We start from the raw sequence: 26,998 nt of genomic DNA, 5'->3' as shown, positions 1-26,998 counted from the left end.
ATTGTCATTTCGCCATAGGGCGCGGTTGATACGACGATGGAGCGGAGAGTTCGGCGGCCGGTGGCGCCTCGGGCAGCGCCGGCGGGCTGCTTTCGATCAGGTGTGCCGGAATGGCCGCGTAATCCTGCTTCAGCCAGCGGGCGAAACCGTAGGTTTTCACCAGCAGTACCAGCAGGAACGGCAGCGCGGTAAGGATCACCGTGGTTTTCATGGTGTCCAGCGAGGCGCCGGTGAACAGAATCGACAGCGGGATCAGGGTAATCACCACGCACCAGAACAGGCGCAGCATCGGGCTGGGATCTTGCCCCTCCTGCAGGTTACGGGTGCTGGTGGCGGCCATGGTGTAGGCCACCGCGTCCATGTGGGAGGCCAGGAAAATGATCATGATGAACAGATAGGCGGCCAGGAACAGCTTGCCGAGCGGTAACGCCGTCAGCAGCATCTGCACGGCGGTTTCGCCGCCCTGGGTGCTGAGGATCTCCGGCACGTTGAGCTGCCCGCTGATGAACTGGTGCATGGCGTAGCTTTCCAGCGAGCCGAAGAAGAACCAGCAGCCAAGGGTGCTGCCGAGCAACAGCGCCCAGATCACTTCTTTAATCTTGCGGCCGCGCGAGACGCGGGTGACGAACATCGCCACGCCCGGGGTATAGGAGATCCACCACAACCAGTAGAACACCGTCCAGCTGCGGCTGAAGCTGCCGTCGCCCATCGGATCGGTGAACAGGCTCATCTGCAGGAAATTTTGCGCCGTCAGACCGATGGCGTTGATGGTGTTGTTGATCGTGAACTCGGTGGGGCCGACCAGCAGCACCAGCCCGGCGAAGACGAAAGCGCCCCAGCCGACCATTTTACTCAGGCGTTGCATGCCACCGTCGATGCCGATGTAGGAGCTGAGACAGAAAATCACCGCCGCCAACAGGATCACCGTCGCCTGCACCACGAAATTGTCGGGGATGCCGGTCAGCGCCGTCAGCCCGCGAGTAAAGGTGGAGGCGGTCAGCACCAGCGAAATGGTGAGGGCGCCGACGGTGGCGACCAGGAAAATCAGATCCACTATCCGCCCGATCGGGCCGTTGGCGCGCACGCCGGTGATGGCGGAAATAATCCCTGACAGGCTGAGCCCTTTGTTCTTACGCACGTGAAAGTGGTAGGCCATGATCAGCGAGGCGAGGGCGTAGGTCGCCCAGGCGCTCAGGCCCCAGTGGAAGAAGGAGTAGCTGATGCTGTATTCCAGCGCCTTTGGGGTGCGCGGCGCAATGTTCAGCCCCGGCGTCTGATAGTAATACGCCCATTCCATCACCCCCCAGTACAGGGTGGACGAACCCAGGCCGGCGCAGATGAACATGAACAGCCAGGCCAGCGTGGAGTATTGCGGTTTGCCTTCGCCGAGGCGGATGTTGCCGTATTTGCTCAACGCCAGATACAGCACCACCAGCAGGGCGATCAGCACCAGGATTTGAATGGTTGAACCGAACAGCCGGGTGACGCCGTTGAAAATGGTGTTGGCGATAAGCGCGGATTGAGCCGGAAAGAGCATCAGGCAAATGGCGATCAGCGCAATACTGCACAGGCTGATGGCGATGAGCGTGACATCCTTTTTAGGGTTGCTCTGCATGGGAGTGAACTCCTGTTATCGGTGGTGGGCCGGTGCGCGAAGCGTAGGGTGCGTCCGGGCCTTATTGGCTTGAACCGTTTGTTTTGTTACACCGCGAGGAGCAAACGCCCCGGCAGAACGCGGCCGAGAATATTTACTCTTCATTAACATTTTCGAGTGTGCACAAATTACAGGAGGGCCACAATTGGGGCATCTGTAAAAGGATAAAACACAGTATGTAAACAATTTGTTGTGATCTTGACCGGGGTATTGGCGTGCTTTCTGCGGTGGTTTTCAGCGGATTTGCGGCGGCGATCGAAGCGGAAAAACGGACGTGGCAAAGCAGGGCGCGAAAGCGCGCCCTGCGCAGGAAAACCTGTGATGCTTAGCGTTGCAGCAGGGCGGCGATCGCCTGACCGACTTGCTGGGTGGAGGCATCGCCACGCATATCCGGCGTGCGCGGCCCGTCGGCGATGATGCGCTCGATCGCCTGCAGGATGCCGTCGTGCGCCTGGCGGTAGCGGGCATCGCCGTCGCCGAGGAAATCCAGCATCATCGCGCCGCTCCAGATCATGGCGATCGGGTTGGCGATGTTCTTGCCGAAAATGTCCGGCGCCGAACCGTGCACCGGCTCGAACAGCGATGGGAAGTTGCGCTCCGGATTCAGGTTGGCCGACGGCGCAATACCGATGGTGCCGGTGCAGGCCGGGCCGAGATCCGACAAAATATCGCCGAACAGATTGGAGGCCACCACCACGTCGAAGCGTTCGGGGTTCAGCACGAAGCGCGCGCACAGAATATCGATGTGCTGTTTGTCCCAGGCGATATCCGGGTACTGGCGCGCCATTTCCGCCACGCGTTCATCCCAGTACGGCATGCTGATGGCCATGCCGTTGGACTTGGTGGCGGCGGTCAGGCGTTTACGCGGGCGCTGCTGCGCCAGCTCGAAGGCGTATTTCAGAATGCGGTCCACGCCCTGACGGGTGAAGACCGATTCCTGGATCACCATTTCGCGTTCGGTGCCTTCGAACATCCGCCCGCCGAGCGAAGAGTATTCCCCTTCGGTATTTTCGCGCACCACGTAGAAATCGATGTCGCCCGGCTGCTTGTTCGCCAGCGGGCAGGGCACGCCGGGAAACAGCCGCACCGGGCGCAGGTTGACGTACTGCTCGAAGTCGCGGCGGAATTTCAGCAGGGAGCCCCACAGCGAAATGTGATCGGGCACCGTATCCGGCCAGCCGACGGCGCCGAAGTAGATGGCGTCGAACCCCTTGAGCTGCTCAAACCAATCGTCCGGCATCATCTGGCCGTGGTGCTGGTAGTAGTCGCAGCTGGCCCACTCGAAGGTGTCGAATTCCAGCGACAGATCCCAGCGCGCCGCCGCCGCTTGCAATACCCGTATGCCTTCCGGCAACACTTCCCGCCCGATACCGTCCCCGGGGATAGCGGCAATCTTGTAAGTTTTGCTCATACAGAGGTCTCATTTGTAGGTAGGGGAGATTGACAACACTGTTATCCTATAATTGACTAACTGTTAATCAATCTCGAAAACGGTGAAACATAAAACACGAATCATGAACAATATGCCGATCCTGAGTGACCTGCGGGTGTTCGTGCTGGTGGCGCGCCGCGCCGGGTTTGCCGCCGCCGCCGAAGAACTGGGCGTGTCGCCGGCCTTTATCAGCAAACGCATCGCGTTGTTGGAAAAGGCGCTGGACGTGTCGCTGCTGCACCGCACCACGCGGCGGGTGGCGATCACCGAGGACGGCGAGCGCATCTACGAATGGGCGCAGCGCATTCTCAACGATGTCGATCAGATGATGGACGAGCTGTCCGAGGTGCGTCAGGCGCCGCAGGGCATGCTGCGCGTGGTCAGCAGCTTTGGCTTCGGCCGGCGCTTCGTGGCTCCGGCGCTGTCGGCGCTTGCGCGGGAGTATCCGCAGCTGGAGCTGCGGCTCGACGTGTCCGATCGGCTGGTGGATCTGGTTAGCGAAGGCTTCGATCTGGATATTCGCATCGGTGACGATATCGCCCCTAATCTGATTGCGCGCAAGCTGGCGGACAACCAGCGCATCCTGTGTGCTTCGCCGGCGTATCTGCAGCGTCACGGCATGCCGAAAAGCCCGGCTGAGCTGGCGGGCCGCGCCTGCCTGGTGATTAAGGAGCGCGATCATCCGTTCGGGCTGTGGCGGCTGCAGGGGCCGGGCGGCGAAGAGACGGTGAAGGTGACGGGGGCGCTGGCGTCGAACCACGGCGAAATCGTGCACCAGTGGTGCCTGGACGGGCAAGGCGTCGCGCTGCGTTCTGCCTGGGACGTGAAAGAGAACATCGACAGCGGCAGGTTGGTGCACATCCTGCCGGAGTATTATCAGCCGGCCAACATCTGGGCGGTGTACGTTTCCCGGCTGGCAACGTCGGCGAAAGTGCGGGTGACGGTCGAATTTTTGCGCGACTATTTCCGTGAATACTACGGTGAAACGGGGACGGCACGTGAAAATCCACCGCGGCCTTAAGGCCAAAAATGTGCGCCAGATCATCTTATGCTCGTAAAACTCCCCTCCGTTACTTGTGGAACTGTTGCACCTGTTCCTTTTGCCAAAACTTTGGTTTATGCTCAGCTGAAGCGTTTCAGTTGAAGCACTCTTCGACAGAAATGCCGATGTGACGGCGGCGAAAAGCCGCTGAAGCGCGGGAATAATGCAAACGCGGCGATTCACAGCGGGCGGTGCGATCCACTACTCTATGCGGGTTAGTGAGACAACCAGTCAGCGCCGGCCCGGCGCCGGTGAGTCAGCCCGGCGGGGACGGCCCTTTTTCAGGAGCAGCATGACCATCCGCATAGCGATAAACGGCTTTGGCCGCATCGGCCGCAGCGTATTGCGCGCACTGTACGAATCGGGACGACGGGCGGAAATCTCCGTGGTGGCGATCAACGAGCTGGCGAACGCCGAGGGCATGGCCCATCTGCTGAAGTACGATTCCAGCCACGGCCGCTTCGCCTGGGATGTGCGGCAAGAGTGCGACACGCTGAGCGTCGGGGACGACGCGATTCGCCTGTTGCATCAGCCGGCGGTGGAGCAGTTGCCCTGGGGCGAGCTGGGCGTCGACGTGGTGCTGGACTGCAGCGGCGTGTACGGCAGCCGTGCGGATGGCGAAGCCCATCTGGCGGCGGGGGCGAAGAAAGTGCTGTTCGCCCATCCGGGCGGCAACGATCTGGACGCCACCATCGTGTTCGGCGTCAACCATCAGACGCTGCTGGCGGAACATCGCATCGTGTCCAACGCCTCGTGCACTACCAACTGCATTATTCCGGTGATCAAGCTGCTGGACGATGCCTACAGCATCGAATCCGGCACCGTGACCACCATTCACTCGGCGATGAACGATCAGCCGGTGATCGACGCGTATCACGCGGATTTGCGGCGTACCCGCGCGGCGAGCCAGTCGATCATTCCGGTCGATACCAAGCTGGCCGCGGGCATCACCCGCATCTTCCCGCAGTTTTGCGATCGCTTCGAGGCTATCTCGGTGCGCGTGCCGACCATCAACGTGACGGCTATCGATCTCAGCGTCAGCGTCAGCGCCGCGGTGAAGGTGGCGGAGGTCAACCAGCTGTTGCAAAAGGCCGCACGGGAATCATTTCGTGGTATAGTTGACTACACGGAATTACCATTGGTCTCGATCGATTTTAACCATGACCCGCACAGCGCTATCGTCGACGGTACGCAGACCCGGGTCAGCGGGCAGCACCTGATAAAGACCTTGGTCTGGTGCGACAATGAATGGGGCTTTGCCAATCGGATGTTGGATACAACACGGGCAATGGCCGCCAGCGGTTTCTAGTACGGCGGCGCCGGCGTGACGGGCGCGCTGCTCAGGCAATTTTATAGAGATTCAATAAAGAGGGTTCACCATGTCTGTAATTAAGATGACCGATCTGGATCTGGCGGGTAAACGCGTACTGATCCGCTCCGATCTGAACGTGCCGGTAAAAGACGGTAAAGTGACTTCCGACGCGCGTATCCGCGCTTCCCTGCCGACTATCGAAGCTGCGCTGAAGCAAGGCGCCCGCGTGATGGTAACCTCCCACCTGGGTCGTCCTACCGAAGGCGAGTACAACGAAGAATTCTCCCTGCTGCCTGTGGTCAACTACCTGAAAGATCACCTGAAATCTCCAGTGCGTCTGGCGAAGGATTATCTGGATGGCGTCGACGTCGCCGAAGGCGAACTGGTGGTGCTGGAAAACGTCCGTTTCAACAAGGGCGAGAAGAAAGACGACGAAACCCTGTCCAAGAAATACGCGGCGCTGTGCGACGTGTACGTAATGGACGCGTTCGGTACCGCACACCGCGCGCAGGCTTCCACCCACGGCGTGGGCAAGTTCGCGCCTGTCGCCTGTGCCGGTCCGCTGCTGTCCGCCGAGCTGGAAGCGTTGGGCAAGGCCCTGGGCAACCCGGCCCGTCCGATGGTCGCCATCGTGGGCGGTTCTAAAGTGTCCACCAAACTGACCGTGCTGGATTCCCTGTCCAAAATCGCCGATCAGCTGATCGTCGGCGGCGGCATCGCCAACACCTTCGTGGCGGCGCAGGGCAACAACGTGGGCCAGTCCCTGTACGAACCTGACCTGATCCCGAACGCGCAGAAACTGCTGGAAACCTGCGACATCCCGGTTCCGACCGACGTGCGCGTAGCGACCGAGTTCTCCGAAACCGCGACCGCAACCGTGAAGCAGGCCAACGAGATCCAGGACAACGAGCAAATTCTGGATATGGGCGACGTCTCTGCCGAGCGTCTGGCCGTTATCCTGAAGAACGCCAAGACCATTCTGTGGAATGGCCCGGTTGGCGTATTCGAGTTCCCTAACTTCCGTAAGGGCACCGAAATTGTCGCCCGCGCGATCGCCGATAGCGACGCTTTCTCTATCGCTGGCGGCGGCGACACTCTGGCAGCCATCGATCTGTTCGGTATCGCTGACAAAATTTCCTACATCTCCACCGGCGGTGGCGCATTCCTGGAATTCGTTGAAGGGAAACCGCTGCCTGCAGTCGTGATGCTGGAAGAGCGCGCTAAGCAGTAATTCAGACAACGGGAGGCGAAAGCCGCCCGTTTGTTTTATACCGCGCGGCTCACGCTGCGCGGCGTGAAAACATCGATTTACATCCATCTACGGCCGACGAAACAGGACAAAGTAACATGTCTAAAATTTTTGATTTCGTAAAACCGGGTGTCATCACGGGTGATGACGTTCAGAAAGTCTTCGCAGTTGCTAAAGAGAACAACTTTGCGCTGCCAGCGGTAAACTGCGTGGGTACCGACTCCATCAACGCAGTGCTGGAAGCCGCGGCTAAAGTGCGCGCGCCGGTCATCGTTCAGTTCTCCAACGGCGGCGCCGCGTTCATCGCCGGCAAAGGCGTGAAGACCGATGTGCCTCAGGGCGCAGCGATTCTGGGCGCTATCTCTGGCGCACACCACGTTCACCAGATGGCTGAACATTACGGCGTGCCGGTGATCCTGCACACCGACCACTGCGCGAAGAAACTGCTGCCATGGCTGGACGGCCTGCTGGACGCCGGCGAGAAGCACTTCGCCGCTACCGGCAAACCGCTGTTCTCTTCTCACATGATCGATCTGTCTGAAGAATCTCTGGAAGAAAATATCGAGATCTGCAGCGCCTACCTGAAGCGCATGGCCAAAATCGGCATGACGCTGGAAATTGAACTGGGCTGCACCGGCGGTGAAGAAGATGGCGTGGACAACAGCCATATGGACGCTTCCGCTCTGTACACCCAGCCGGAAGACGTGGCTTACGCGTACGAAAAACTGAACGCCATCAGCCCGCGCTTCACCATCGCTGCCTCCTTCGGTAACGTGCACGGCGTGTACAAGCCAGGCAACGTCAAACTGACTCCGACCATCCTGCGTGATTCTCAGGACTACGTGTCCAAGAAATTCAACCTGCCGCACAACAGCCTGAACTTCGTGTTCCACGGCGGTTCCGGTTCTACCGACGCAGAGATTAAAGAGTCTGTGGGCTACGGCGTGATCAAGATGAACATCGACACCGACACCCAATGGGCGACCTGGGACGGCATCCTGCAGTACTACAAAGCGAACGAAGCTTACCTGCAAGGCCAGCTGGGCAACCCGAAAGGCGCCGATCAGCCGAACAAGAAATACTACGATCCACGCGTATGGCTGCGTGCAGCGCAGACCAGCATGGTGACGCGTCTGGAGCAGGCCTTCAAAGATCTGAACGCGGTAGACGTTCTGTAATCTTCGGCACCTGTTGCACGATGTACAAGGCTCCCTGCGGGGAGCCTTTTTGTTTATGACAAGCCTGATGGTGTTGCCTGGCTTGCCGTTGGCAAAATATAAAAAATAAGGAAAATCAATTTATTGATTTTCGGCTGATGACCACCAAGGAGGAAAAACCACGTTTTTTCCTCCTTGGTTTGTGAGTTAAAGGCTCCCTGCGGGGAGCCTTTTTCGTTTTCAGCCCAGCAGGCCGGCACCGACGTTGATAGACAAACCCAGGATCAGCATGTTGAACGCGAAGGAGATCACCGATTGCAGCAGGGTGACCTTACGTACCTCCGCCGCTCCGACCGCCACATCGGCGGTTTGCGACGCTACCGCGATGGTGAAGGAGAAGTAGGCGAAATCCAGATAGGTCGGATCGGTGAGGTTGCCGGGGAACAGCAGCGGCAAAGGATCCTGCTGTGCGCCCTGACGATAAAACTGGTGGGCATAGTGCATGGTGAAGGCGGTCGGCAGCAGCAGCCAGGAGACCACCAGCGTGGCGCCGGTCAGCAGCAAATGCAGCGTCTTCAAAGAGCCGGCCACCTGTTTGGCGCTGCTCAGTTCAAACAGGATCGCCAGTAAACTGACCAGGCAACCAAGGCTGACCAGCGTCAGCACCATGCTGGCGCTTTCGTCCTGCCGCCGGGCGATCTGGCGAATGTGCTGCGGCGTGCTGATCAGCATCAGCCGCCAGAGAAACAGTAGATAGAGCCAGGCCAGCGTATTCCAGCCGATCATCAGGCGCTGCAACAGCGAGAGCTGGGCGGGCAGCAGCAGAAAGCACAGCAGCCCGGCGCCGACGGAAAACAGCAGCCTGGGCCGCACTTGCCAATAGTGTTTGAGTGAAGAGCGAATGTGCATGATTAACGGATCCCTTGTCGTGAAATGGCCAACGCGCTGTTCTCAGCATAGAAGAAGCGGCGGGCGGTTTCGGCTATTTTTAACGCTGACGGTTGGCATGAGCCTTTAATGTTGGTTACCCTTAGGCGGTGGTTTCCTACTGGCCGTCGAGGCCAGTGTATTTTTGCGAGTTTCTCCCGTTAGGGGCTGAGTTAGGACGACACGAATGAAAGATTTGAATGTAGTAGACGGCATTAACGGTGCCGGCGACTGGTTGGTGAAGAATCAGGATCTGTTGATCCAGTACGCGGTGAATATCGTCGCTGCCATCGTTATCCTGATCATCGGTTCGATCGTGGCCCGCGTGGTCGGCAATGCGTTGAACCGCGTGATGAAGCTGCGTGGCATCGACGCCACGGTGGCAGATTTCCTGTCGGCGATCGTGCGCTACGGCGTGCTGGCATTTACCTTTATCGCGGTGCTTGGGCGCGTCGGCGTGCAGACCACCTCGGTGATCGCCGTGCTGGGTGCCGCCGGTTTGGCCGTTGGCCTGGCGCTGCAAGGGTCGCTGTCCAACTTCGCCGCCGGCGTGTTGTTGGTGATCTTCCGCCCGCTGCGCGTGGGGGAATATGTCGATCTGGGCGGCGTGGCCGGTACCGTCGATCAGGTGCAGATTTTCTCCACCACCCTGCGGACTTCCGACAACAAAACCATCGTGGTGCCGAACGGTAAAATCATCGCCGGCAACATCATCAACTACTCCCGTGAGCCGAACCGCCGCGTGGATATCGTGGTAGGCGTGGCCTATAACGCCGATATCGACGTGGTGAAGAAGGTACTGGGCGATGTGATCGCCGCCGACAAGCGCATCATGCACGCCAAAGGCGTGACCGTGCGTCTGAACGAGATGGCGCCGTCCTCCCTGAACTTCGTCACCCGTTCCTGGACCACCAACGCGGAATACTGGAACGTGTACTTCGATCTGATGGAAAACTTCAAGCGCGCGCTGGATGCCCACAACATCGGCATTCCGTTCCCGCAGATGGACGTGCACCTGTATCGCACCGAAGAGGCTTCCGCCAAGGCGGAATAACAGAAAAGGGGGCCTTGGCCCCCTTTTTTATTGCCGGCCGAGACGCCATCGAAGGCGTCTCGGCCTTTTCTTTTCCACGAGATCAGGCGTCGGTGGCCGGCTTGGCGAGCGGTGCGCGGCGGCTCAGGCTGAGGCGATAGAGCAGGAAGATGGCGACCGCGCCCAGCAGCGCCGGCAGCGCCAGCCAGAGGAAGAACACTTCCGCCGAACCGGCAGCGGTCATCATCCAGGCGCCGAGCATCGAGCCGACGATCGAGCCGAAGCGGCCATTGGCCATGGCCCAACTGACGCCGGTCACGCGGGCCGCGGTCGGGTAAAGGGTGGCGGAGACCAGGTTCAGGCCGTTTTGCGCGCCGGCCACGCCGAAGCCAATCAGGAACACAACGGCGGCCAGCATAGAGACGTCGCCCATCAGATACCCGGTCGCGCCAATCACCAGCGCGGCGCCCAGGTAGGAAACGGCCAGCACGCGGTAGGGCCCGACCCGATCCATCAGCAGTGCCATCAGGATGGCGCCCAGGGTGCCGCCGAGCGGCACCATCGCGCCGATGCGCGAGGCGTGGGCGATATCGTAACCGGCGTCTTTGAGGATCGTCGGCAGCCAGCTGGTGAGCAGATAGAACACAAACAGCGAGCAGAAGAACGCCGCCCACAGCAGCAGGGTGCGCATGGCGCGCCCTTCGATAAACAGGTGCGAGATCGGCGACTTGACCTGTGCCGGGCGTTCGTCATCGACAATGGTTACTCCCGTCCAACGCCGGCCGGTGATACGCTCGACCACCCGGCGCAGCCGATCGGCATGTTTGGCGTTGGCGGCCATAAAGCGTACCGACTCGGGCATCTGCCAGGCCAGCAGCGGCAGCAGCGCCAACGGCGCAATGCCGCCAACCAGCAGCACGCCGCGCCAGCCGAACGTCGGAATGATCTGCCCGGCCAGCAGGCCGCCCAGGGCCAACCCGGCGGTAAAGCCGCTCCAGCTCAGGGTGACCATCAGCATGCGGCGGCGCGCCGGTGAGTACTCCGAGCTGAGGGTGATGCAGGTCGGTATCGCGCCCCCGAGGCCAATGCCGGTGATGAAGCGTAGCAAGGTCAGGGATTCGATCGAATGCGTATAGGCTGAAGCCAGAGTACAGCCGCCAAACACCAGCACCGCGACGAGCAGCACGCGTTTGCGGCCGATGGCGTCGGCGAGCGGCCCGAACAGCAGGCTGCCGATCAGCAGGCCGAACAGCCCCGCACCGAAGGCGGGGGAGAGCTGCGCAGGCTGCAGGCTCCACTCTTCGCGCAGCGCCGGGGCGATATAGCCGATGATGGCGGTATCGAAGCCGTCCAGCAGGGCGATCAGGAAACACAGGGTGAGGATGAGGATTTGATAAGGCGAGATCCTGGCGCGATCGATAATTTCGCTGATGCGAGCGGTATCTGGGCTCATGAGGGGTCCACTGTTATTAAGCTGGTGTGGGCTGGCTGAGGGGCTGTTTAGGCCGCTTTGGCTGGCATCGCGTAGAAAACCGAGTATACACCAGAGTGGGGGCGTTGCGGGGAGGGGAAGTCGATGATAATCGCCCGCCACAGGAGGCTCCTGCGGCAGGCGCTGGCGAGTTTATTTGGCCAACAGTTCCCGGCGCACGATCTCTGCGCCAGCACTCAAGGCATTTAGCTTGCCGCTGGCGACCTGACGAGGCAGGGGAGCCATGCCGCAGTTGGTCGATGGATAGAGCTTGTCGGCATCGACAAACTGCAGCGCTTTACGCAGCGTAGCGGCCACTTCTTCCGGCGTCTCAATGGTATGATTCGCCACATCAATGGCGCCAACCATCACTTTCTTACCGCGAATCAGTTCAAGCAGATCCATCGGGACGTGCGAGTTATGGCACTCAAGCGAGATGATATCGATAGTAGACGTTTGCAGTTTAGGAAACGCCTCTTCATATTGCCGCCACTCTGAGCCCAGCGTCTTTTTCCAGTCGGTATTGGCCTTAATGCCGTATCCATAGCAGATATGTACCGCCGTTTCACACTTAAGCCCTTCAACGGCCCTTTCCAGGGCGGCGATGCCCCAGTCATTCACTTCGTCAAAGAACACATTAAATGCGGGTTCGTCAAACTGAATAATGTCGACGCCGGCGGCCTCGAGCTCTTTGGCCTCCTGATTGAGGATCTTGGCGAACTCCCAGGCCAATTTCTCGCGGCTTTTATAGTGGTTGTCATAGAGCGTGTCGATCATGGTCATCGGACCCGGCAGGGCCCATTTAATCGGCTGCTTGGTCAACTGGCGTAAGAATTTGGCGTCTTCAACGAAAACGGGCTTTTGGCGCGCCACCGCACCCACGACGCTCGGCACGCTCGCCTCATAGCGATTGCGGATTTTAACCACCTCGCGTTTCTCGAAATCGACGCCGCTGAGGTGTTCGATAAACGTCGTGACGAAGTGCTGGCGCGTTTGCTCGCCATCGCTGACGATATCGATGCCGGCCTGTTGTTGTTCAGCCAATGACAAACGCAGGGCATCCTGTTTCCCTTCGATTAATTCTTCATTCTGCAATTTCCAGGGCGACCACAGGGTTTCCGGTTGGGCCAGCCAGGAAGGTTTAGGCAAGCTGCCGGCGGTCGACGTAGGGAGCAATATTTTCATAATAGATGACCTGTATTTGAGTTAATCAAAGCGCGTAGTGAGCAGACCATTGTTCAAGAATAGGCTTGTAGGGTTTGATAAATTGCTCTTCCGTAAATTTCCCCTGCTCAATCGCCAACTGGCTACGCTCTTCGCGATCGTAAACAATCTTGGTTAATGAATGATCCTGGTTATTCAGGCTTGGCTGATAGCATTGCCCTGCCGCCGAATTGGCATTGTAAATTTCAGGCCGATAGATTTTTTGGAAGGTCTCCATCGTGCTGATGGTGCCGATCAGTTCCAGATCGGTGTAATCGCTCAGCAAATCCCCTGGGAAATAAAACGCCAGGGGCGCGACGCTATTTTTCGGCATGAAATAGCGCACCTGCAGGCCCATTTTTTTAAAATACCGGTCGGTCAGCGAAGCGCCGTCTTGCCGATACTCGTCGCCCAACACCGGATGTTGATTGCCCGTCCGATAGTAGGTGTCTTTACTGGACACGCTGAGGCAGATCACCGGCGGTTTGCTGAAATTCTCATGGTATTCGTTTGAATTGACGAAGTGCTTAAAGATATTGCCGTGCAAATCGCCGAAATCATCCGGAATGTTGAACTCCGCTTTGTTTTTATTGTGCGCCGGCAGCAAGACGCTAAAGTCATAATCGCGCACGTAAGACGAGAAATTATTCCCGACGATGCCCTCAATACGCTTTTGCGTTTTTTTATCAATAATGTTGGTTTTCAGGATTTCGATCACCGGGAAGCTGGCACCCTGATCTTCAACACGCATCTCAACCGAAATGATTTCAAGCTCGACCGAATAGCGATCGGCCTTGGGATTATCCCAATGCGCCAACGAATTGAAGCGATTGTTAATCATCACCAGCGTGTTGCGCAGGTTCTCCCGGCGATTTTCCCCTCTGGCCAAATTGGCGAAGTTGGTGGTGATACGCGTACTTTCAGAAGGGTTATAGTCTTCATCGAAAGAACTGCTCTTAATCGTAAAGGCAAAGTCTCTATTCATCGTCTTATAGTATCCTGTTATATGATATGAAGGCTGGATTTATCCATTTCTTTCAATGGGTTGTTTTTCTCTTTTTTTATTCAGCCGATTTCATATTGTCTGTCGTTAATGAGGTCTATTTTTGCCAGAGTCCCGGAGGGAGTGAAAGAGACTTAATTTCATTACCACATGAGCGCTATTCATGATCTGGCGTTCGGCCCGGTTTGCCGCCGTTGCCCAGCGGCGCAAACCGCCGGCGGGGTGCGCTGGCACCTGGTGCAGCCTGAAAAATTACGGGTATAATCCCCCCATGACCCCACGGCTTCAGACACGAACATGACAAAACTCACCTTACAAGAGCAGATGCTCAAAGCGGGCTTGGTAACCAGCAAGAAAATGGCCAAAGTCCAAAGAACGGCTAAAAAATCACGCGTTCAGGCCCGTGAGGCCAGAGAGGCGGTGGAAGAGAATAAAAAGGCACAGCTTGAGCGCGATAAGCAGCTGAGCGAACAGCAGAAGCAGGCCGCGCTGTCCAAAGAATACAAGGCGCAGGTGAAGCAGCTGATTGAGATGAACCGCATCGTCCTGGCGAAAGGCGATATCGGTTTCAACTTCACCGACGGTAACCTGATCAAGAAAATCCTGGTAGATAAGGCGACGCAAACCCAGCTGATCAATGGCCGTCTCGCCATTGCCCGCTTGGTGGTCGAGAACCGCGAAGAGTGTGAATACGCGATTATCCCCGCGAGCGTCGCAGATAAAATCGCGCAGCGCGATGCGGCCAGCATTGTGCTGCACAGCGCGCTGAGTCAGGAAGAACAGGATGAAGACGATCCGTACGCCGACTTTAAAGTGCCCGACGATTTGATGTGGTAAGCCGCGTTCAGAACGGCGCGGCGTGACGAGCGGCTATCCGCGCTCCGCTGATGGGGTGCACGAAGTCCAGTTCGCTGGCGTGCAGCATCAGCCTTGGCGTCTGTTCGGTACCCGGCAGCAGACGTCCGCCATAGAGATCGCAACCTAAAATAGGGTGGCCCAACTGCCGGCAGTGAATACGCAGCTGGTGGGTGCGCCCGGTCTCCGGGGTGAGCTGCACCCGCGTCAGCGGCAGCGATGTCCCGTCCTCGGCTTCACGATAGAAACGCTCGATGACCCGATAACGGGAGCGGGCGGGTTTGCCGTGGAGAGCGCAAATCGACATCAGCGGGAACTGCGCCGGATCTTTGGCGATCGCCGCGTCTATTACCCCTTCGTTATCCGCCAGATGGCCACAGAGCAGCGCGCTGTACACTTTGCTGACGGTGCGATCGCTGAACTGCCGGCAGAGCGCGGCGTTGACGGCCTTGTTGCGGGCCACCACCATCAACCCGGACGTGCCGAAATCCAGGCGGTGCACCAGGGTGCAGCCGGGGAAAGTCTGTACCAGCCGGCGGTGTACCGAATCGAGATTCTGCGGGTTTTTGCCCGAGAGGCTGAGCAGCCCGGTCGGCTTATTGATCAGCGCCAGATGGTCGTCCTGATACAGAATCTCTATCTGATCATGGCATGGTGGGGCGATAAAGGTATCGGTAATCGTAGACATCGGGCGGCCGGCTGGAAGGTGGATGCGGATGATAGCGAATTTTTCACCGAGGGGCGAATGCGGTTATCGTTATCACTGCGCCTCATGCCCGTTGGCACCCGATGCGGCAAAACATCAGGTGCCACGGTGAAGGCCCCGGCGCTCTACTGCCCGTAATAGGCGTTTTGGCCGTGTTTGCGCAGGTAGTGTTTGTCCAACAGTTCGCGCTGCATGCTGTGAATGCCCGGCGTCAGCTGGCGCGAGAAAATGCCCATGTAGGCAATTTCTTCCAGCACTACCGCATTATGCACCGCATTGTGGGCATTCTTGCCCCAGGCGAAGGGGCCATGAGCGTTGACCAGCACCGCCGGAATAGCGTTGGGGTTGATATCGCGCTGGCGGAAGGTCTCGATAATCACCTTTCCGGTTTCCAGTTCATAATCGTGCTCAATTTCCTCTTGGGTCATCAGGCGAGTGCAGGGGATCGCGCCATAAAAATAGTCGGCGTGGGTGGTTCCCCAGGCGGGGATATCCAGCCCGGCCTGGGCCCAGATGGTGGCGTGGCGCGAGTGGGTGTGGACGATGCCGCCGATATCGGCGAATTCGCGGTACAGCGCCAGATGGGTGGCGGTGTCCGACGACGGTTTTTTTGCCCCTTCGACGGTGCGGCCGCTGGCCAGATCGACCACCACCATATCCTCCGCCGTCATATGCTCGTACTCAACGCCGGAAGGCTTGATCACCACCAGACCGCGTTCGCGATCCACCGCGCTGACGTTGCCCCAGGTAAAGGTCACCAGCTTATGGCGCGGTAGTTCGAGATTGGCTTCCAGCACCTGTTGTTTTAACTGAGTCAGCATGTCATGCCCCCTTGTTGCATTTTCTGTTCAATCCAGCGGCGGGCCTGAACGATCTCGGCCACCGGCTCCTCGGCTTTTTCTGTCCACATCTCAATCAGGAATGCGCCGCGATAATTGAGGCGCTGCAGCGTGCTGAACACCCCGACGAAGTCGACGCAGCCTTCGCCAAACGGCACGTCACGGAATTGCCCCGGCGAAGCGGCGGTGACCGGGTAGGTATCTTTCAGATGAATGGCGGCGATGCGATCGATGCCCAGCTCCAGTTCGCGCTGCACGTCGTTGCCCCAGGCGCTGAGGTTGCCGACGTCCGGATACACCGTGAACCACGGCGAGGCCAGCAGGGCGTCCCAGGTTTTCCATTTGCCGATCGAATTCATAAAGGCGGTGTCCATAATTTCCACTGCCAGCATCACCTGGGCGGCGGCGGCACGTTCTACCGCCCACTGCATGCCCTCGCTAAAGCGCGCCAGCGTCCCTTCGTCCTGCTCTTCGTAATACACGTCGTAGCCGGCCAGCTGGATCGTGCGGATACCGACGTCTTTGGCCAGCTCAATGGCCTGCTCCATCACGTCGAAGGCGCGCTGTCGCAGCGCCGGATCGTGGCTGCCAAACGGAAAGCGCCGGTGGCCGGAGAGGCACATCGACGGGATGCGGATGCCGGTTTCCAGCATGGCTTCAACCAGCGCCAGGCGCTGCGCTTTGCTCCAGCTCAGGCGTGCCAGGCGCTCATCGCTTTCGTCCACCGACATTTCGACGAAGTCGAAGCCGCAGGCCTTGGCCAGCGCCAGACGTTCGGGCCAGCTCAGGTGTTTCGGCAGCGCTTTCTCGTAAATTCCCAATGGGTGCTGACGCATATCATGATCTCCAGATGTCATCGATGGCGGTGCGGAACTGTCTGGCGGCCGCCGACGGATCCCCGGCTTCGGCCAGCGCGCGGCCGACGATAAAGGCGGTGACGGCGATCTCTTTAAACAGCGGCAGGTCGGCGGGCGTGATGCCGCCGGTTACCGACAGCTCGATACCCAAATCGGACAGCGCCTTCATCCGCTCCAGATCCTGCCGGCCCCAGGTTTGCCCGCTGGCCTGCGCATCGCGGCCGCGGTGATAGATCGCCTGGCGAATGCCGAGACCGCGCCATTGCCGCGCATCCTCCAGCGTCCAGCGGCCGAACAGTTCGATCTGGATTTCACCGCCGTGGCGCTCGGCCACCTCCCGCGCGCTGGCCATGGTGGCCAACGGTGCGGCGCAGATCACCGTCATCCAGTCCGCGCCCTGGCCGAAGGCCTGCTCGGCCAGCGTCGCACCGGCGTCGGCCACCTTGAGATCGGCCACCAGCGTGTGCTGTGGGCAGCGCTCGCGCAGCGCGCTAACTGCCTGAATGCCGGCGCTGATGCACAAAATGGTACCGGCCTCGATGATGTCCACATGGGGGGCGAGAGTCTCGGCGGCGCGCAACGCCGTATCCAGACGGGTTTGATCGAGCGCCAGCTGCAGGCGCGGTTTCGTGCTCATGGAGCCTCCTTGTTGGCGGGCTGCAGATTTTGCAATGCAGCAATCAGCGCCTGATAACGTTGGTGTTTGTTGTCGTAAGCTTCGGCGGCAGCCGCATCTGGCAGCAGCCGCTCGATACGGGGCGCCAGCCGGCGCTGGGCGGCAATGAAATCGTCAAAGACGCCGCTGCCGACCATGGCCGCCATCGCCGCGCCCAGACAGCCGGTTTCCTCCACCTGCGGCAGCTCCACCGGCAGGCCGCTGATGTCGGCGAACATTTGCATCCAGGGGAGAGACTTGGCAGGGCCGCCGGTCACGCGCAGCGCCTGCGTCGCGGGGAAACGCAGGCGCATGCGGTTGAGGTGCGTCATGTGGCAGAACACCACGCCTTCGTAGATCGCCTGCACCAGGTGTTCTCGCTGGTGGAAGGCCTGCAGGCCGTAGAAGCTGGCGCTTAGCCCCAGGCCGGCGTTGGAGCCGTAAAGGAAAGGGGCGAACAGCAGATCGCCGGCGGCCTTCGGCAGCGCGGCGACCCAGTGGTTAAGTTGGCCGTAGTCCTGCAGCCCCCATTGACGGCAGAACCATTCCAGGTTGGCGGCGGAGGTGGGGCTGGCTTCGTGCACGATGTATTGGCCGCTTTCGGCGTGGCGGCCATAGACAAAGGGATGATCAAAACCGTCGACGATGGTGTCGGTGATGCCGCTGGTGACCGACCAGGTTCCCATCACCGCGTTGAGCCGGGTTTCGTCCTGCAAGCCGGCGCACAGCGCGGTGGATACCACGTCGAACAATCCGCCGACCACCGGGGTGCCGGCTTGCAGGCCGGTGATGGCTGCGGCGTTTATATCGACGCGCCCGGCGATATCGGCCGGGCCGATAATTGTTGGCAGGGCGGGCATGATGTCGCCGATATCCAGCAGCTGCGCCAGCGCCGGGTCATAGCGCCCGCTGCGCATCTGATACAGGTTGGATTCGGAGATATTGGTTTCTTCGCAGGCCAGCTCGCCGGTCAGGCAATAGCGCAGGTAGTCGTGCGCCATCAGCACGCTGCCGATGCGGGCGTAACGTTCCGGCTGATGGCGCTTCAGCCAGCGCAGCAGCGAGACCGGGTGCCCGGTCCACAGCGTTTGGCGCGTTTGCGGATACAGCGTCTGCGGCACGCCCTGCCGCTGCCATTCCTGCACCAGCGCCAGCGCGCGCTGATCGGAAGAGAGCATGGCGTTGCCCAGCGGCTGCCCCTGTTTATCCAGCAGAAATGCGCCCTTGCCCTGCGCCGAGATGCCGATGGCCTGGATGGCGCCGGCGGCGACGCCGCTGGCAGACAGTACTTCGCGGATCACGTCGGCGGCGGTGCGCCACAGCGATGCCATATCGCGTTCGGCCCAACCGGGCTGCGGCGCGACGATCGCCAGATTGCGCCGTGCAACGCCGTGTTCATTGCCCCTGCGGTCGTATAATCCCGCCTTGATGAAGGTACCGCCGCAGTCGAGCCCCAGCCAATATTCCATCATGGGTTCCTCGCGCTGTGGTCGCATTTAGTGGGCAGCATTAACGCCAGCACGGAGGCGATCGCCAGCGAAGCCGCCAGGCTGTAGACGCCGACGTCCTTGCTGAACAGGCTGATTAACACGCCGACCATATAGGGGCCGCAAAAGCCGCCGAGGTTGCCCAGTGCATTGATCACGCCACGCGCGCCGCCGGCGACTTCGGCATTGAACAATTTGGGCGGGATGGTCCAGAACACCCCGGCCGCCGCCTGAATAAATACGCCGCAGCCGACCAGCGCGGCGTAAGACCACCAGACGTGATCCTTAAGCAGCACTGACAGCGCCATGCAGGCAGCAAAGCAGGCCAGCGGCAGGGCGACGAAAACTTTGCGCTTGCCGGTGCGATCGGAGAGGGTCGAGATGATCAGCATGCCGAAGATGGCGCCGATATAGGGCAGGATAGCCAGCATGCCCACTTGCTCCATATCACCGTGGGTCAGCCCTTTCAAAATGGTCGGCAGCCACAGGGTGTAACCGTAGATACCTGTCTGGTAGAAGAAATTCACCAGGATCAGCTGCCACATGATCCGGTCGCCCAGCACTCGGCGCAGCGAGGCGTTGCGCACCGTTTTTCCTTTAATCAGCAGCTGTTCGTCGTGCAGGGTTTTCACCAGATACTCTTTTTCCGCCTGCGAGATCCATTTCGCTTCCTGCGGCCGGTTGCTGATGGTGAAGTACCACAACACCATCACCACCAGCGACAGGCCGCCTTCCACCAGAAACAGCATGCGCCAGTCCCAGGCGGTGATGATCCAACCCGACAGCGGGGCGGTGAGGATACCGGCGATCGGCACGAACATGATGACGATGGCGTTGGCGCGGCCGCGTTCCTTATCCGGGAACCAGTTGCTGATCATGGTCAGCACCACCGGCAGCATGCCGCCTTCGGAAACGCCGAGGGCGAAGCGCAGGAACAGCAACTGGTACTGGTTGGTGACCAGGCCGGTCAACACCGAGATCACCGCCCAGGCCAACAGTGACCAGCCGATGAATTTCTTGCCGTTACCGTATACCGCCAGCTTGCCGCCGGGCACCTGCAGAAACAGATAGCCGATAAAGAAGATGCCACCGGCCAGCCCGGCCATTGATGCGGTGATGCCGAGTTCGTCATCCATGCCGCCGGGCATGGCGAAGGCGATGTTGACCCGGTCCATGTAAGAAATGATGCAAGTGATGAGGATCGGCGGCACGATCCTCAGCCAGCGGAGCTTGGGGATCGCCTGGCTTTGGCTGACGGAAACGGAGGCTGTATTCATAAGGACCTCTTTCGATGTTCGCTTTTTTGTAGGGTCGGGCGTTATTGTTTTGGTTGATTTGGGCGCAGGGGCGTCCGCACAGGCCCCATGGACCGGTGTTGCTATCGTTATGGGGATTGCGGCCGATCAGGCGCTAAACGACGCCAGCGGTATCTTCACCACCACCTTGCGTATCGCGCTGGGGCGTTGGTTAATGCAGGCCGGGCGATGCACGTCCTGCGGGAAAAATACCGCGAAGTTGCCTGGCCGCATCGTGAGCCAGGACTCGTCGGCCACGTCCCGATAAAACAGGATGTCGCGCTGCGCCAGCAGCTCCTGATGAACGACGTTGTCGCCGCTGTCCGCCGCTACGCCGATAAGCTCGGTGCCGCTGACCAGAAACTGCACGTCGACGTTTTGCCGATGCACTTCGGGGCGCAGCGCATCTGGTGGTTGGGTATGCAGATCCAGCACTTGCACCACGTAGCCGGTGGCGGGATCTTCATAGCGCCCTGCGGGGAATGTGCTGAAATCAGTGCGCTGCAAATAGGCGACGGCGTTGGCGACCGGTACCGGGTACTGCTCGGGTGCGGTGTTGGCGATGTGACCGAATATCATGATGACTCCTCCCGTTACAGCGCCTGAATGCGCGCCCAAACCCGTTCGTCGACGGGAATGCCGTCGCGCAGGTTTTCTTCCTGAATGCGCGGGAACTTGTGGCCCGGCAGGCGAATGGCGACGTCGGGATTGTCCCGTTCGGCGCTGGTGACGTAATCCATGATGCGCTGCAGTTTTTGATCGCGGCTGTCGCCGTCGATCAATCGATCGATCTCGATTGCGATGAACACCTGCGATACGCCGTATTCGTCGCGATGATCTTCCGTCACTTCCGCCACCGAGGCGCCGCCGGACAGCAGGGTGGCGATCATGTCCAGCACGATCGACAGCGCCGATCCTTTCCAGTACCCCATTGGCAGGATGCGTCGGTTTTCCTCGATGGTCGCCGGATCGCGGGTTAACCGACCGTCGTTGTCGAAGCCGCCGTCCACCGGCAGGGTTTTGCCCGCCAACCGGTTCAGCTCCAGCGCGCCGTAGGAAAACATCGACATCGACATGTCCACCATGGTGATCGGGTTGCCGGGCACGGCGACGATCAGCGGGTTGGTGCCGATACGGCACGTTTTGGCGCCCCACGGCGGCATCACGGCGATCGAGTTGGTCCAGCAAATGCCGACATAGCCTTTTTCCGCCGCCTGCCAGCCATAGCCGCCGCCGCGCATCCAGTGGTTGGCGTTGCGCAGCGCCACCAGACCGATGCCATGATCGTCGGCCAACTGCATGGCGCGATCCATCATGCGGCGGGCGGTAAGGTTGCCGATGCCCTGATGCGCATCCCATTGTTCGATCGCACCCAGAGACAACAGCTTGCTGGGTTCAGCGTCCGGCACGATGTCGCCGGCGTCCAGCTGCTGAATAAAGCGCGGAAAGCGGTTAACGCCGTGGGAGTAAACGCCGCTGGCGGTGGTGTCGGCGAACATGCCGGCACAGTCGTCGGCGGTGTGCTCCGCCACGCCGCGCGCCAATAATGCGCGTTTGAATTGGTGTTTTAACTCGCTGTAACTCACTCTCATGCCGATTCTCCGCTGATGCGCCATTGCTTGTTTTTGGTTCGCTAAATTTCAATATACGAAATTGCATTTCAATAAATGCTATCCCGACGATTCAGGGAAGTCAAAGCAAGGGGGAGTAAAATTATTCATGAAAAACAGGATGTTAAAATTGAGTGGTGATTTTGTGATCGTCGCCACGTTTTGGTGGAGATGGCGTGCTTCAGACGTGACAAAGCAGGGCGGATCGAAACCCACCCTGCGTTTTGCCAGACCCCGGCTAACCGCGGGTGTTCAGCACCATGCGGTAGAGCGAGGTGGTGGCGGTGATATAGAGCTCATCGCCGTTCGGGCCGCCGAAGGTACAATTGGAGACGCGTTCCGGCACGCTGATTTTGTCGATCTGTCGCCCCTCAGGATTAAAGACCAGCACGCCGTCGGCGCAGCTGCAAAACAGATTGCCGGCCCGATCGACGCAGAACCCGTCCGGGAAACCGGGTTCAACCGTCGCGAAACGGCGGCCGGCTTGCAGCTCGCGGCCGTTGACCGCATAGACGCGTAGCTCGCGGCGGCCCAGCGTCGGGAAATCCACGATCGACATGTCCGCGACATACAGCCATTTTTCATCTGGTGAAAACGCCAGGCCGTTGGGGCGCTGCAGGTCGCAGGCGGCGATGGTCAGTGAACCGTCGAGCGGATCGAAGCAGTAGAGGTAACAACCGATCACCTGGCTTTCCGATTTGTAGCCTTCTTCGTCGCCGATGATGCCGTAGGGGGGATCGGTGAACCACAGGGTGCCGTCGGAACGCACCGCCACGTCGTTCGGCGAGTTAAAGCGCTTGCCGTCGACGCGATCGATCAACAGGCGCACCTCACCATCGCTTTCGGTGCGGCTGATGCCACGCCGCCCGTGTTCGCAGCTGACCACGCGCCCCTCACCATCGCGCGCATTGCCGTTGGCGTAGTGCGACGGCGAGCGGTATAGGCTCAGCTCACCCCCGCGCGACCAGCGGAACATGCGATTGCCTTTCACGTCGCTGAACACCACCGCATCCTCCTGCGGCAGCCACACCGGCCCTTCGGCCCAAATCGCCGGCGAACACAGACGCTCGAGCCGGGCGGGCGTGCGCAATGAATCCCCGTTCACTTCACGCCCCAGATCGCTTTGTAATGGCCCTGATAATCGTTTTGCGGGTCATACAGGTTATTGGCGCCGCCGTCGGCGGCGATATTGTCGCGGGTCACCAGATGCGCCGGGGTGACGTAGCCGGAAGGCGGCTGTTTGGCGAAGGCGCGGTTGAATTCGTCCAGTAGTTGCCAACCGTGCAGCTTCAAGGGTTCCGGCACCGTCGCCGACTGGCTGTCGCCCGACCGGATACGCTGGTAAGCGGAGATCGAACCGTCGCCGGCCGATACGTTGTAAGGCGCGTTCTTGCCGCCTTTACCGGCGGTCTTCAGTGCCGGGGCCATAAAGTCGAAGTACAGATCGTTGATCGCCAGCGCATATTGGAATTTGTCGCCATATTTCTGCAGCAGGCTGAAGGTCATCGCCGGCATGCGGTTGGCGGTATCGGCCAGCGGCGTGTCGATGAATTCCAGCAGCGTGCAGCCGCCGCATTTGGCGATCTCTTCTTTCATGACGTTGGCCTTGTCCAGCGCGATTTGGTACAGCGAGTCGGTGAAAATCAGCACGCTCGCTTTGCCGCCGGATTGCACCACCGCGTATTGCGCAGCGATGCGAGCCACTTCGTTGGAATCCGACGTGACGTTATAGAACACGTTGTAGTTGGCGATGGGGCCCGGTTCCGGCACCGCGTGCCAGGCGGTCAGCACGATGCCCTGTTGCACGGCCTTTTTCAGCGGGATCTTGGCGACGTTGGGGTTCCAGCCGCCGATCACGATGCCGTCCGGTTTTTGGGCGATGGCCTGATTGAGCGATGCCAGCTGATCTTTCACCGAACCGCCACCGTCGAGCGTTTCCAGCTTCCAACCGGCGGCCTTCGCCGCTTCGCTCAATCCCTGCTGTACCCCTTGTACGCCGCCGTTCTTCATGTCGGAGGCGATAAAAATGATTTTCTTGTTGGCCTGCAGCTGCGGGCCGCTGGTGGGACCGTCCCACTGGGTGGCGCTGGCAGTGGCCTTCGCGACGGCGGCGGTGGCCTGATCGAGATAGGCGTCGGCCCTGGCCGGCGATGCGGCGAGCAGCAGTGTCGTGAACCCCGATAACAGCCAAATGCGTTTCATGGTGTGCTCCTGGTTTAAGAATGGGTCGCTGTCTGGTTGTTGTTGTCAGCCGGCGTCGCCTGGCTGCGTTGTACCGCTTTTTGATTGAGCAGCCGGCGGCGTTGGGCATAGCCGGCCAGGGTGATCGACAGCAGCAGCGTCGCGCCATTGAACAGCGGCTCGACCCAGAATTCGCCGCCGAACTGCTGAATGCCGGCGATGCCGATAGCCAGAATGGCGATGCCGACCACGGTGCCCCAGACGTTGACGCGCCCTGGGCGAATGGTGGTGCTGCCGAGGAAAGCGCCGACCAGCGCCGGCAGCAGATAGTCCATCCCGACGCTGGCCTGGCCGACGCCCTGTTCGGCGGCGATCAACACGCCGCTGAAACCGGTGAGCACGCTGGAGGCGATGAAGGCACCGATGGTGAAGCGGTTGACCGAGATGCCGTTCAGGCGAGCCGCCGCCGGGTTGCCGCCCACCGCATACATGCAGCGGCCGAGCGGAGTGTGTTCGGTGATAAGCCACAGCACCACCGCGACGATCAGCACGTAAAACGCCACGATCGGAATACCGGCGATCTCGGTGTGGTGCAGCGCGATAAAGGCATCCGGCAAGTCGCCGACGATCTGACGCCCGCCGGAGTGCCACAGGGCGATGGCGTACAGTACGGTGCCGGAACCGAGGGTGGCGACGAAGCTGTCGATATCGGCCAGCGCCACCAGAATGCCGTTCAGCAAGCCGTACAGCGCCGAGATCGCCAGTACTGTCAGCACCGCCATCTGCCAGGAGAAGCCGTATTCTACCTGTAGCGTGATCGCCAGGATGTGCCACAGCACAATGCCGAAACCGACGTTAAGATCGATCTTGCCCACGATCATCGGGATGGTTGCCGCCAGCGCCAACAGGGCGATTTTGGCTTTGCTCGACAGGATCGCCTGCAGCGTCAGCATCGATGCGAAAGAGGGAGTGATCAGTGAGAACAGCACGACCAGCGCGACGCACAGCAGCAGCAGGCCATAGCGGGTGAGTACCTGCATCAGCCACGGGCCGGCGCCGTCCTGCGCCAGGCTGACGCGCTGCTCCAGCGCGGTTGATTTAACGGATGTTTTAGACATGGCCTACCTCGGATTCTGACGTGATTGCGACGCTTTCCCCGGTGCTGGCAGAGGCCAGCTCCAATAAATTGGCGAATGACACCTGCTGATTTTTCAGCTCGCCGACCACTTTCCCGCGGTTGAACACCAGCGCGCGGTTGCAAATATGGGCGATCTCCTCGAAATCGTTGGAGATCACCAGTACCGCCACGCCTTCCGCCAGGGATTTATTCAGCAGATGGTAGATTTCTGCTCGTGCGCCGACGTCCACGCCGGCGGTGGGATCTTCCAGGATTAACAGTGGTGCACCCAGATGCATCCAGCGCGCCATCACTACCTTTTGCTGGTTGCCGCCGGACAGCGCGCTGATATCGATATTGACGTCCTTGGGGCGCACGTCGAACAGCTGCACTTTCCACCAGCTGGCGCCGATCTCCGCCCGCCGCCCATAGCGGGAGAGCAGCCGATGGCCGCTGGCGCAAGGATTGATAAACAGGTTTTCACGCACGCTCATCGACATCACCAGGCTTTCGCCGGTGCGATCGCCTGCCACCAGCGAAACGCCGCAGGCCATCGCCTGCTGCGGGGAGCTTGCCAGATAGGGCCGATCCCGAAACCGAATCGCGCCGCCGTCGGCCTGACGCAAGCCGAACAACAGCCGACCGATCTCTTCTTGCCCGGCCCCGCGCAGGCCGGCCAGCGCCAGCATCTCGCCCGGCTGCAAATCGAAGCTCACCGGGCCGATGTCGCCCACCGTGACACTATCGAGCTGCAGCACTGGTGGGCGATGTTCCGGTAGCGGTTCGCGTTGATCGTCCGCCATCGCTTCGCCGACGATGGTTTGCACCAGATCGCGCAGGGAGTAGTCGGCGGTGCGGCCGCCGGCGACATAGCGCCCGTCGCGCATCACGCAGACCCGATCGGCGATTTCGATCACTTCGTCCAGACGGTGGGTGACGTAAATCATGCCGACCTTTTTGGCGCGCAGCCGGTTGATTACGGCAAACAGATGACGCACGTCGTTGGCTGGCAGGGAGGCGGTCGGTTCATCCAGCACCAGCAGCTCGGCGTTGACCGCCACCGCGCGGGCGATCGCCAGCAACGACTTTTCGGTGCGTGACAGTTCGAAGACGCGCGCGTCGGGATCGAGGGCGATGCCCACGTCTTGCAGCGCCTGTACCGCCCGGCTGCGAATGGCGCGCCAGTCGATCAACCCAAAGCGGCGGGGAAATCCCATGACCAGCGCCATGTTCTCCGACACCGTCATCCATTCGATCAGGCCGAGATCCTGATGAATAAAGGCGATCGGCTGGCGGCTGTCGCTTTTTATCGCGGCGGCAGAGGCGATGCTTGCGCCCTGAAAGCGAATATCGCCGCCGTCGCGCGGGTAGACGCCTGCCAGCACTTTGATCAGCGTCGATTTGCCGGCGCCGTTTTCGCCCAGCAGCGCCAGAACCTCGCCCGGCATCACCTGCAGGCTGACGTCGTTGACCGCCACGTTGCCGCCAAATCGTTTGACGATGTGGCTGAGGGTAAGGATGGGTTGTGCCGCATTATCCATAGTCATGTGATGCGCCCCTGGTGTTGCGCCCGTGCGAAGATGCCGGGCAAAGTAGCCAAACGGTTGGTGAGTATCTGGTCTTTAAATTTCAATATGCGAAATTCAATTTCAAAAATAATATGACGTTCGTTGCGCTAAATCAAAGGTGGTGAGGTTTTAATTGTTTTTATTAAACAATGGGTTATTTTTTACTTTGCGGAAGTGTGACCGATGGCTCACTTCAATTCGGGGGAAATATTGCGGATTTCTGGCCCGCTGCGGACAATGAAACGGCGTTCCGTCTTCACCTGATGCAGGCCTTGGGGTAACATGCCCGCCAAAGAGCCTGCCGACTTCGCCGCAGCGCCGGTTGGCGGTTCGACACTGGAGAGA

General features: G+C 59.9%; 24 protein-coding genes. 6 read left to right on the top strand and 18 right to left on the bottom strand.

Annotated features, from left to right (window positions below; translation table 11 throughout):
* Nucleotides 1–4: 4 nt before the first annotated feature.
* Nucleotides 5–1,615 carry a BCCT family transporter gene (locus EGY12_RS03465; RefSeq protein WP_123892582.1) on the bottom strand — a complete coding sequence of 537 codons (1,611 nt, stop codon included), beginning with the start codon at nucleotides 1,613–1,615 and terminating at the stop codon, nucleotides 5–7.
* Nucleotides 1,616–1,979: 364 nt separating this feature from the next.
* Nucleotides 1,980–3,065: a tartrate dehydrogenase gene (locus tag EGY12_RS03460; protein ID WP_004931578.1), complete on the bottom strand. Its 1,086-nt coding sequence runs from the start codon at nucleotides 3,063–3,065 to the stop codon at nucleotides 1,980–1,982.
* Nucleotides 3,066–3,147: 82 nt separating this feature from the next.
* Here EGY12_RS03460 and EGY12_RS03455 point away from each other — a divergent pair, with 82 nt between their 5' ends.
* The 4 genes from EGY12_RS03455 to fbaA all read left to right on the top strand — a co-directional run bounded on the left by EGY12_RS03455 (nucleotide 3,148) and on the right by fbaA (nucleotide 7,867).
* Entirely contained in the window at nucleotides 3,148–4,107 is a 960-nt protein-coding gene (locus EGY12_RS03455; RefSeq protein WP_305792269.1) for a LysR substrate-binding domain-containing protein, read from the top strand.
* A 313-nt stretch (nucleotides 4,108–4,420) separates the two neighbouring features.
* On the top strand, nucleotides 4,421–5,437 hold the full coding sequence (epd, locus tag EGY12_RS03450) for an erythrose-4-phosphate dehydrogenase (protein WP_004931582.1): 1,017 nt from the start codon (nucleotides 4,421–4,423) through the stop codon (nucleotides 5,435–5,437).
* A 70-nt stretch (nucleotides 5,438–5,507) separates the two neighbouring features.
* Nucleotides 5,508–6,671 (top strand): phosphoglycerate kinase, encoded by a 1,164-nt coding sequence (pgk, locus tag EGY12_RS03445; protein WP_025160206.1) that lies wholly within the window; start codon nucleotides 5,508–5,510, stop codon nucleotides 6,669–6,671.
* A gap of 116 nt (nucleotides 6,672–6,787) precedes the next feature.
* The gene (fbaA, locus tag EGY12_RS03440) at nucleotides 6,788–7,867 is read left to right on the top strand and encodes a class II fructose-bisphosphate aldolase (RefSeq protein WP_025304179.1); all 1,080 of its coding nucleotides are present in this window, start codon (nucleotides 6,788–6,790) and stop codon (nucleotides 7,865–7,867) included.
* 219 nt (nucleotides 7,868–8,086) lie between these two features.
* On the opposite strand, the gene EGY12_RS03430 is transcribed toward fbaA, so the two are convergent.
* On the bottom strand, nucleotides 8,087–8,755 hold the full coding sequence (locus EGY12_RS03430) for a DUF1345 domain-containing protein (RefSeq protein WP_123892579.1): 669 nt from the start codon (nucleotides 8,753–8,755) through the stop codon (nucleotides 8,087–8,089).
* Nucleotides 8,756–8,960: 205 nt separating this feature from the next.
* Between EGY12_RS03430 and mscS the strand changes: the two genes are divergently transcribed.
* Nucleotides 8,961–9,827, top strand: coding sequence for a small-conductance mechanosensitive channel MscS (gene mscS / locus EGY12_RS03425; protein WP_123892578.1), 867 nt, complete (start codon nucleotides 8,961–8,963; stop codon nucleotides 9,825–9,827).
* An 82-nt stretch (nucleotides 9,828–9,909) separates the two neighbouring features.
* On the opposite strand, the gene EGY12_RS03420 is transcribed toward mscS, so the two are convergent.
* The 3 genes from EGY12_RS03420 to EGY12_RS03410 form a co-directional block, all read right to left on the bottom strand.
* Complete coding sequence (locus tag EGY12_RS03420; protein WP_123892577.1) at nucleotides 9,910–11,259, bottom strand: aromatic acid/H+ symport family MFS transporter; 1,350 nt, start codon at nucleotides 11,257–11,259, stop codon at nucleotides 9,910–9,912.
* Nucleotides 11,260–11,430: 171 nt separating this feature from the next.
* On the bottom strand, nucleotides 11,431–12,462 hold the full coding sequence (locus EGY12_RS03415; RefSeq protein ID WP_123892576.1) for a methionine synthase: 1,032 nt from the start codon (nucleotides 12,460–12,462) through the stop codon (nucleotides 11,431–11,433).
* A 25-nt stretch (nucleotides 12,463–12,487) separates the two neighbouring features.
* Nucleotides 12,488–13,465, bottom strand: coding sequence for a DUF1852 domain-containing protein (locus tag EGY12_RS03410; RefSeq protein WP_123892575.1), 978 nt, complete (start codon nucleotides 13,463–13,465; stop codon nucleotides 12,488–12,490).
* Between the two features lie 315 nt (nucleotides 13,466–13,780).
* Here EGY12_RS03410 and EGY12_RS03405 point away from each other — a divergent pair, with 315 nt between their 5' ends.
* Nucleotides 13,781–14,320 carry a DUF2058 domain-containing protein gene (locus tag EGY12_RS03405; protein ID WP_025160208.1) on the top strand — a complete coding sequence of 180 codons (540 nt, stop codon included), beginning with the start codon at nucleotides 13,781–13,783 and terminating at the stop codon, nucleotides 14,318–14,320.
* 7 nt (nucleotides 14,321–14,327) lie between these two features.
* Here EGY12_RS03405 and EGY12_RS03400 read toward each other — a convergent pair whose 3' ends face one another.
* The 12 genes from EGY12_RS03400 to EGY12_RS03345 all read right to left on the bottom strand — a co-directional run bounded on the left by EGY12_RS03400 (nucleotide 14,328) and on the right by EGY12_RS03345 (nucleotide 26,632).
* Nucleotides 14,328–15,026 carry an RluA family pseudouridine synthase gene (locus tag EGY12_RS03400; protein ID WP_123892574.1) on the bottom strand — a complete coding sequence of 233 codons (699 nt, stop codon included), beginning with the start codon at nucleotides 15,024–15,026 and terminating at the stop codon, nucleotides 14,328–14,330.
* A gap of 143 nt (nucleotides 15,027–15,169) precedes the next feature.
* Nucleotides 15,170–15,865, bottom strand: coding sequence for an L-ribulose-5-phosphate 4-epimerase (araD, locus tag EGY12_RS03395; RefSeq protein WP_123892573.1), 696 nt, complete (start codon nucleotides 15,863–15,865; stop codon nucleotides 15,170–15,172).
* Nucleotides 15,859–16,719, bottom strand: coding sequence for an L-ribulose-5-phosphate 3-epimerase (locus tag EGY12_RS03390; RefSeq protein WP_123892572.1), 861 nt, complete (start codon nucleotides 16,717–16,719; stop codon nucleotides 15,859–15,861). Before EGY12_RS03390 ends, araD begins: the two co-directional genes overlap by 7 nt.
* A gap of 1 nt (nucleotide 16,720) precedes the next feature.
* The gene (ulaD, locus tag EGY12_RS03385) at nucleotides 16,721–17,377 is read right to left on the bottom strand and encodes a 3-keto-L-gulonate-6-phosphate decarboxylase UlaD (RefSeq protein WP_123892571.1); all 657 of its coding nucleotides are present in this window, start codon (nucleotides 17,375–17,377) and stop codon (nucleotides 16,721–16,723) included.
* Complete coding sequence (locus EGY12_RS03380; protein WP_123895552.1) at nucleotides 17,374–18,864, bottom strand: FGGY-family carbohydrate kinase; 1,491 nt, start codon at nucleotides 18,862–18,864, stop codon at nucleotides 17,374–17,376. The genes ulaD and EGY12_RS03380 overlap by 4 nt, the downstream gene beginning before the upstream one ends.
* Entirely contained in the window at nucleotides 18,864–20,159 is a 1,296-nt protein-coding gene (locus tag EGY12_RS03375; RefSeq protein WP_123892570.1) for an MFS transporter, read from the bottom strand. The genes EGY12_RS03380 and EGY12_RS03375 overlap by 1 nt, the downstream gene beginning before the upstream one ends.
* A gap of 126 nt (nucleotides 20,160–20,285) precedes the next feature.
* Complete coding sequence (locus EGY12_RS03370; RefSeq protein WP_123892569.1) at nucleotides 20,286–20,756, bottom strand: YhcH/YjgK/YiaL family protein; 471 nt, start codon at nucleotides 20,754–20,756, stop codon at nucleotides 20,286–20,288.
* Nucleotides 20,757–20,770: 14 nt separating this feature from the next.
* Nucleotides 20,771–21,769: a 3-dehydro-L-gulonate 2-dehydrogenase gene (yiaK, locus tag EGY12_RS03365; RefSeq protein WP_123892568.1), complete on the bottom strand. Its 999-nt coding sequence runs from the start codon at nucleotides 21,767–21,769 to the stop codon at nucleotides 20,771–20,773.
* A gap of 256 nt (nucleotides 21,770–22,025) precedes the next feature.
* Nucleotides 22,026–22,892, bottom strand: a complete 867-nt coding sequence (locus EGY12_RS03360) for an SMP-30/gluconolactonase/LRE family protein (protein ID WP_253722925.1) — start codon at nucleotides 22,890–22,892, stop codon at nucleotides 22,026–22,028.
* Nucleotides 22,889–23,989, bottom strand: coding sequence for a substrate-binding domain-containing protein (locus EGY12_RS03355; RefSeq protein ID WP_123892567.1), 1,101 nt, complete (start codon nucleotides 23,987–23,989; stop codon nucleotides 22,889–22,891). The genes EGY12_RS03360 and EGY12_RS03355 overlap by 4 nt, the downstream gene beginning before the upstream one ends.
* 14 nt (nucleotides 23,990–24,003) lie before the next feature.
* Nucleotides 24,004–25,086, bottom strand: a complete 1,083-nt coding sequence (locus EGY12_RS03350; RefSeq protein ID WP_123892566.1) for an ABC transporter permease — start codon at nucleotides 25,084–25,086, stop codon at nucleotides 24,004–24,006.
* Nucleotides 25,079–26,632 (bottom strand): sugar ABC transporter ATP-binding protein, encoded by a 1,554-nt coding sequence (locus EGY12_RS03345; protein ID WP_123892565.1) that lies wholly within the window; start codon nucleotides 26,630–26,632, stop codon nucleotides 25,079–25,081. The genes EGY12_RS03350 and EGY12_RS03345 overlap by 8 nt, the downstream gene beginning before the upstream one ends.
* Nucleotides 26,633–26,998: the final 366 nt, after the last annotated feature.

Source organism: Serratia sp. FDAARGOS_506 (assembly GCF_003812745.1).
Taxonomy (GTDB): domain Bacteria; phylum Pseudomonadota; class Gammaproteobacteria; order Enterobacterales; family Enterobacteriaceae; genus Serratia.
The sequence above is the reverse complement of the archived record's forward strand: the minus strand, read 5'-3'. Positions and strand labels throughout refer to the sequence as shown.

Excerpts from the sequence above, each read along its gene's own strand:
- EGY12_RS03380 (WP_123895552.1), bottom strand. The coding sequence starts at position 18,864 with ATGGAATATTGGCTGGGGCTCGACTGCGGCGGTACCTTCATCAAGGCG.
- EGY12_RS03465 (WP_123892582.1), bottom strand. The coding sequence starts at position 1,615 with ATGCAGAGCAACCCTAAAAAGGATGTCACGCTCATCGCCATCAGCCTG.
- fbaA (WP_025304179.1), top strand. The coding sequence starts at position 6,788 with ATGTCTAAAATTTTTGATTTCGTAAAACCGGGTGTCATCACGGGTGAT.
- mscS (WP_123892578.1), top strand. The coding sequence starts at position 8,961 with ATGAAAGATTTGAATGTAGTAGACGGCATTAACGGTGCCGGCGACTGG.
- epd (WP_004931582.1), top strand. The coding sequence starts at position 4,421 with ATGACCATCCGCATAGCGATAAACGGCTTTGGCCGCATCGGCCGCAGC.
- EGY12_RS03355 (WP_123892567.1), bottom strand. The coding sequence starts at position 23,989 with ATGAAACGCATTTGGCTGTTATCGGGGTTCACGACACTGCTGCTCGCC.
- yiaK (WP_123892568.1), bottom strand. The coding sequence starts at position 21,769 with ATGAGAGTGAGTTACAGCGAGTTAAAACACCAATTCAAACGCGCATTA.
- pgk (WP_025160206.1), top strand. The coding sequence starts at position 5,508 with ATGTCTGTAATTAAGATGACCGATCTGGATCTGGCGGGTAAACGCGTA.
- araD (WP_123892573.1), bottom strand. The coding sequence starts at position 15,865 with ATGCTGACTCAGTTAAAACAACAGGTGCTGGAAGCCAATCTCGAACTA.
- EGY12_RS03420 (WP_123892577.1), bottom strand. The coding sequence starts at position 11,259 with ATGAGCCCAGATACCGCTCGCATCAGCGAAATTATCGATCGCGCCAGG.
- EGY12_RS03370 (WP_123892569.1), bottom strand. The coding sequence starts at position 20,756 with ATGATATTCGGTCACATCGCCAACACCGCACCCGAGCAGTACCCGGTA.
- EGY12_RS03405 (WP_025160208.1), top strand. The coding sequence starts at position 13,781 with ATGACAAAACTCACCTTACAAGAGCAGATGCTCAAAGCGGGCTTGGTA.
- EGY12_RS03345 (WP_123892565.1), bottom strand. The coding sequence starts at position 26,632 with ATGACTATGGATAATGCGGCACAACCCATCCTTACCCTCAGCCACATC.
- EGY12_RS03410 (WP_123892575.1), bottom strand. The coding sequence starts at position 13,465 with ATGAATAGAGACTTTGCCTTTACGATTAAGAGCAGTTCTTTCGATGAA.
- EGY12_RS03460 (WP_004931578.1), bottom strand. The coding sequence starts at position 3,065 with ATGAGCAAAACTTACAAGATTGCCGCTATCCCCGGGGACGGTATCGGG.
- EGY12_RS03350 (WP_123892566.1), bottom strand. The coding sequence starts at position 25,086 with ATGTCTAAAACATCCGTTAAATCAACCGCGCTGGAGCAGCGCGTCAGC.
- EGY12_RS03375 (WP_123892570.1), bottom strand. The coding sequence starts at position 20,159 with ATGAATACAGCCTCCGTTTCCGTCAGCCAAAGCCAGGCGATCCCCAAG.
- ulaD (WP_123892571.1), bottom strand. The coding sequence starts at position 17,377 with ATGAGCACGAAACCGCGCCTGCAGCTGGCGCTCGATCAAACCCGTCTG.
- EGY12_RS03415 (WP_123892576.1), bottom strand. The coding sequence starts at position 12,462 with ATGAAAATATTGCTCCCTACGTCGACCGCCGGCAGCTTGCCTAAACCT.
- EGY12_RS03400 (WP_123892574.1), bottom strand. The coding sequence starts at position 15,026 with ATGTCTACGATTACCGATACCTTTATCGCCCCACCATGCCATGATCAG.
- EGY12_RS03390 (WP_123892572.1), bottom strand. The coding sequence starts at position 16,719 with ATGCGTCAGCACCCATTGGGAATTTACGAGAAAGCGCTGCCGAAACAC.
- EGY12_RS03430 (WP_123892579.1), bottom strand. The coding sequence starts at position 8,755 with ATGCACATTCGCTCTTCACTCAAACACTATTGGCAAGTGCGGCCCAGG.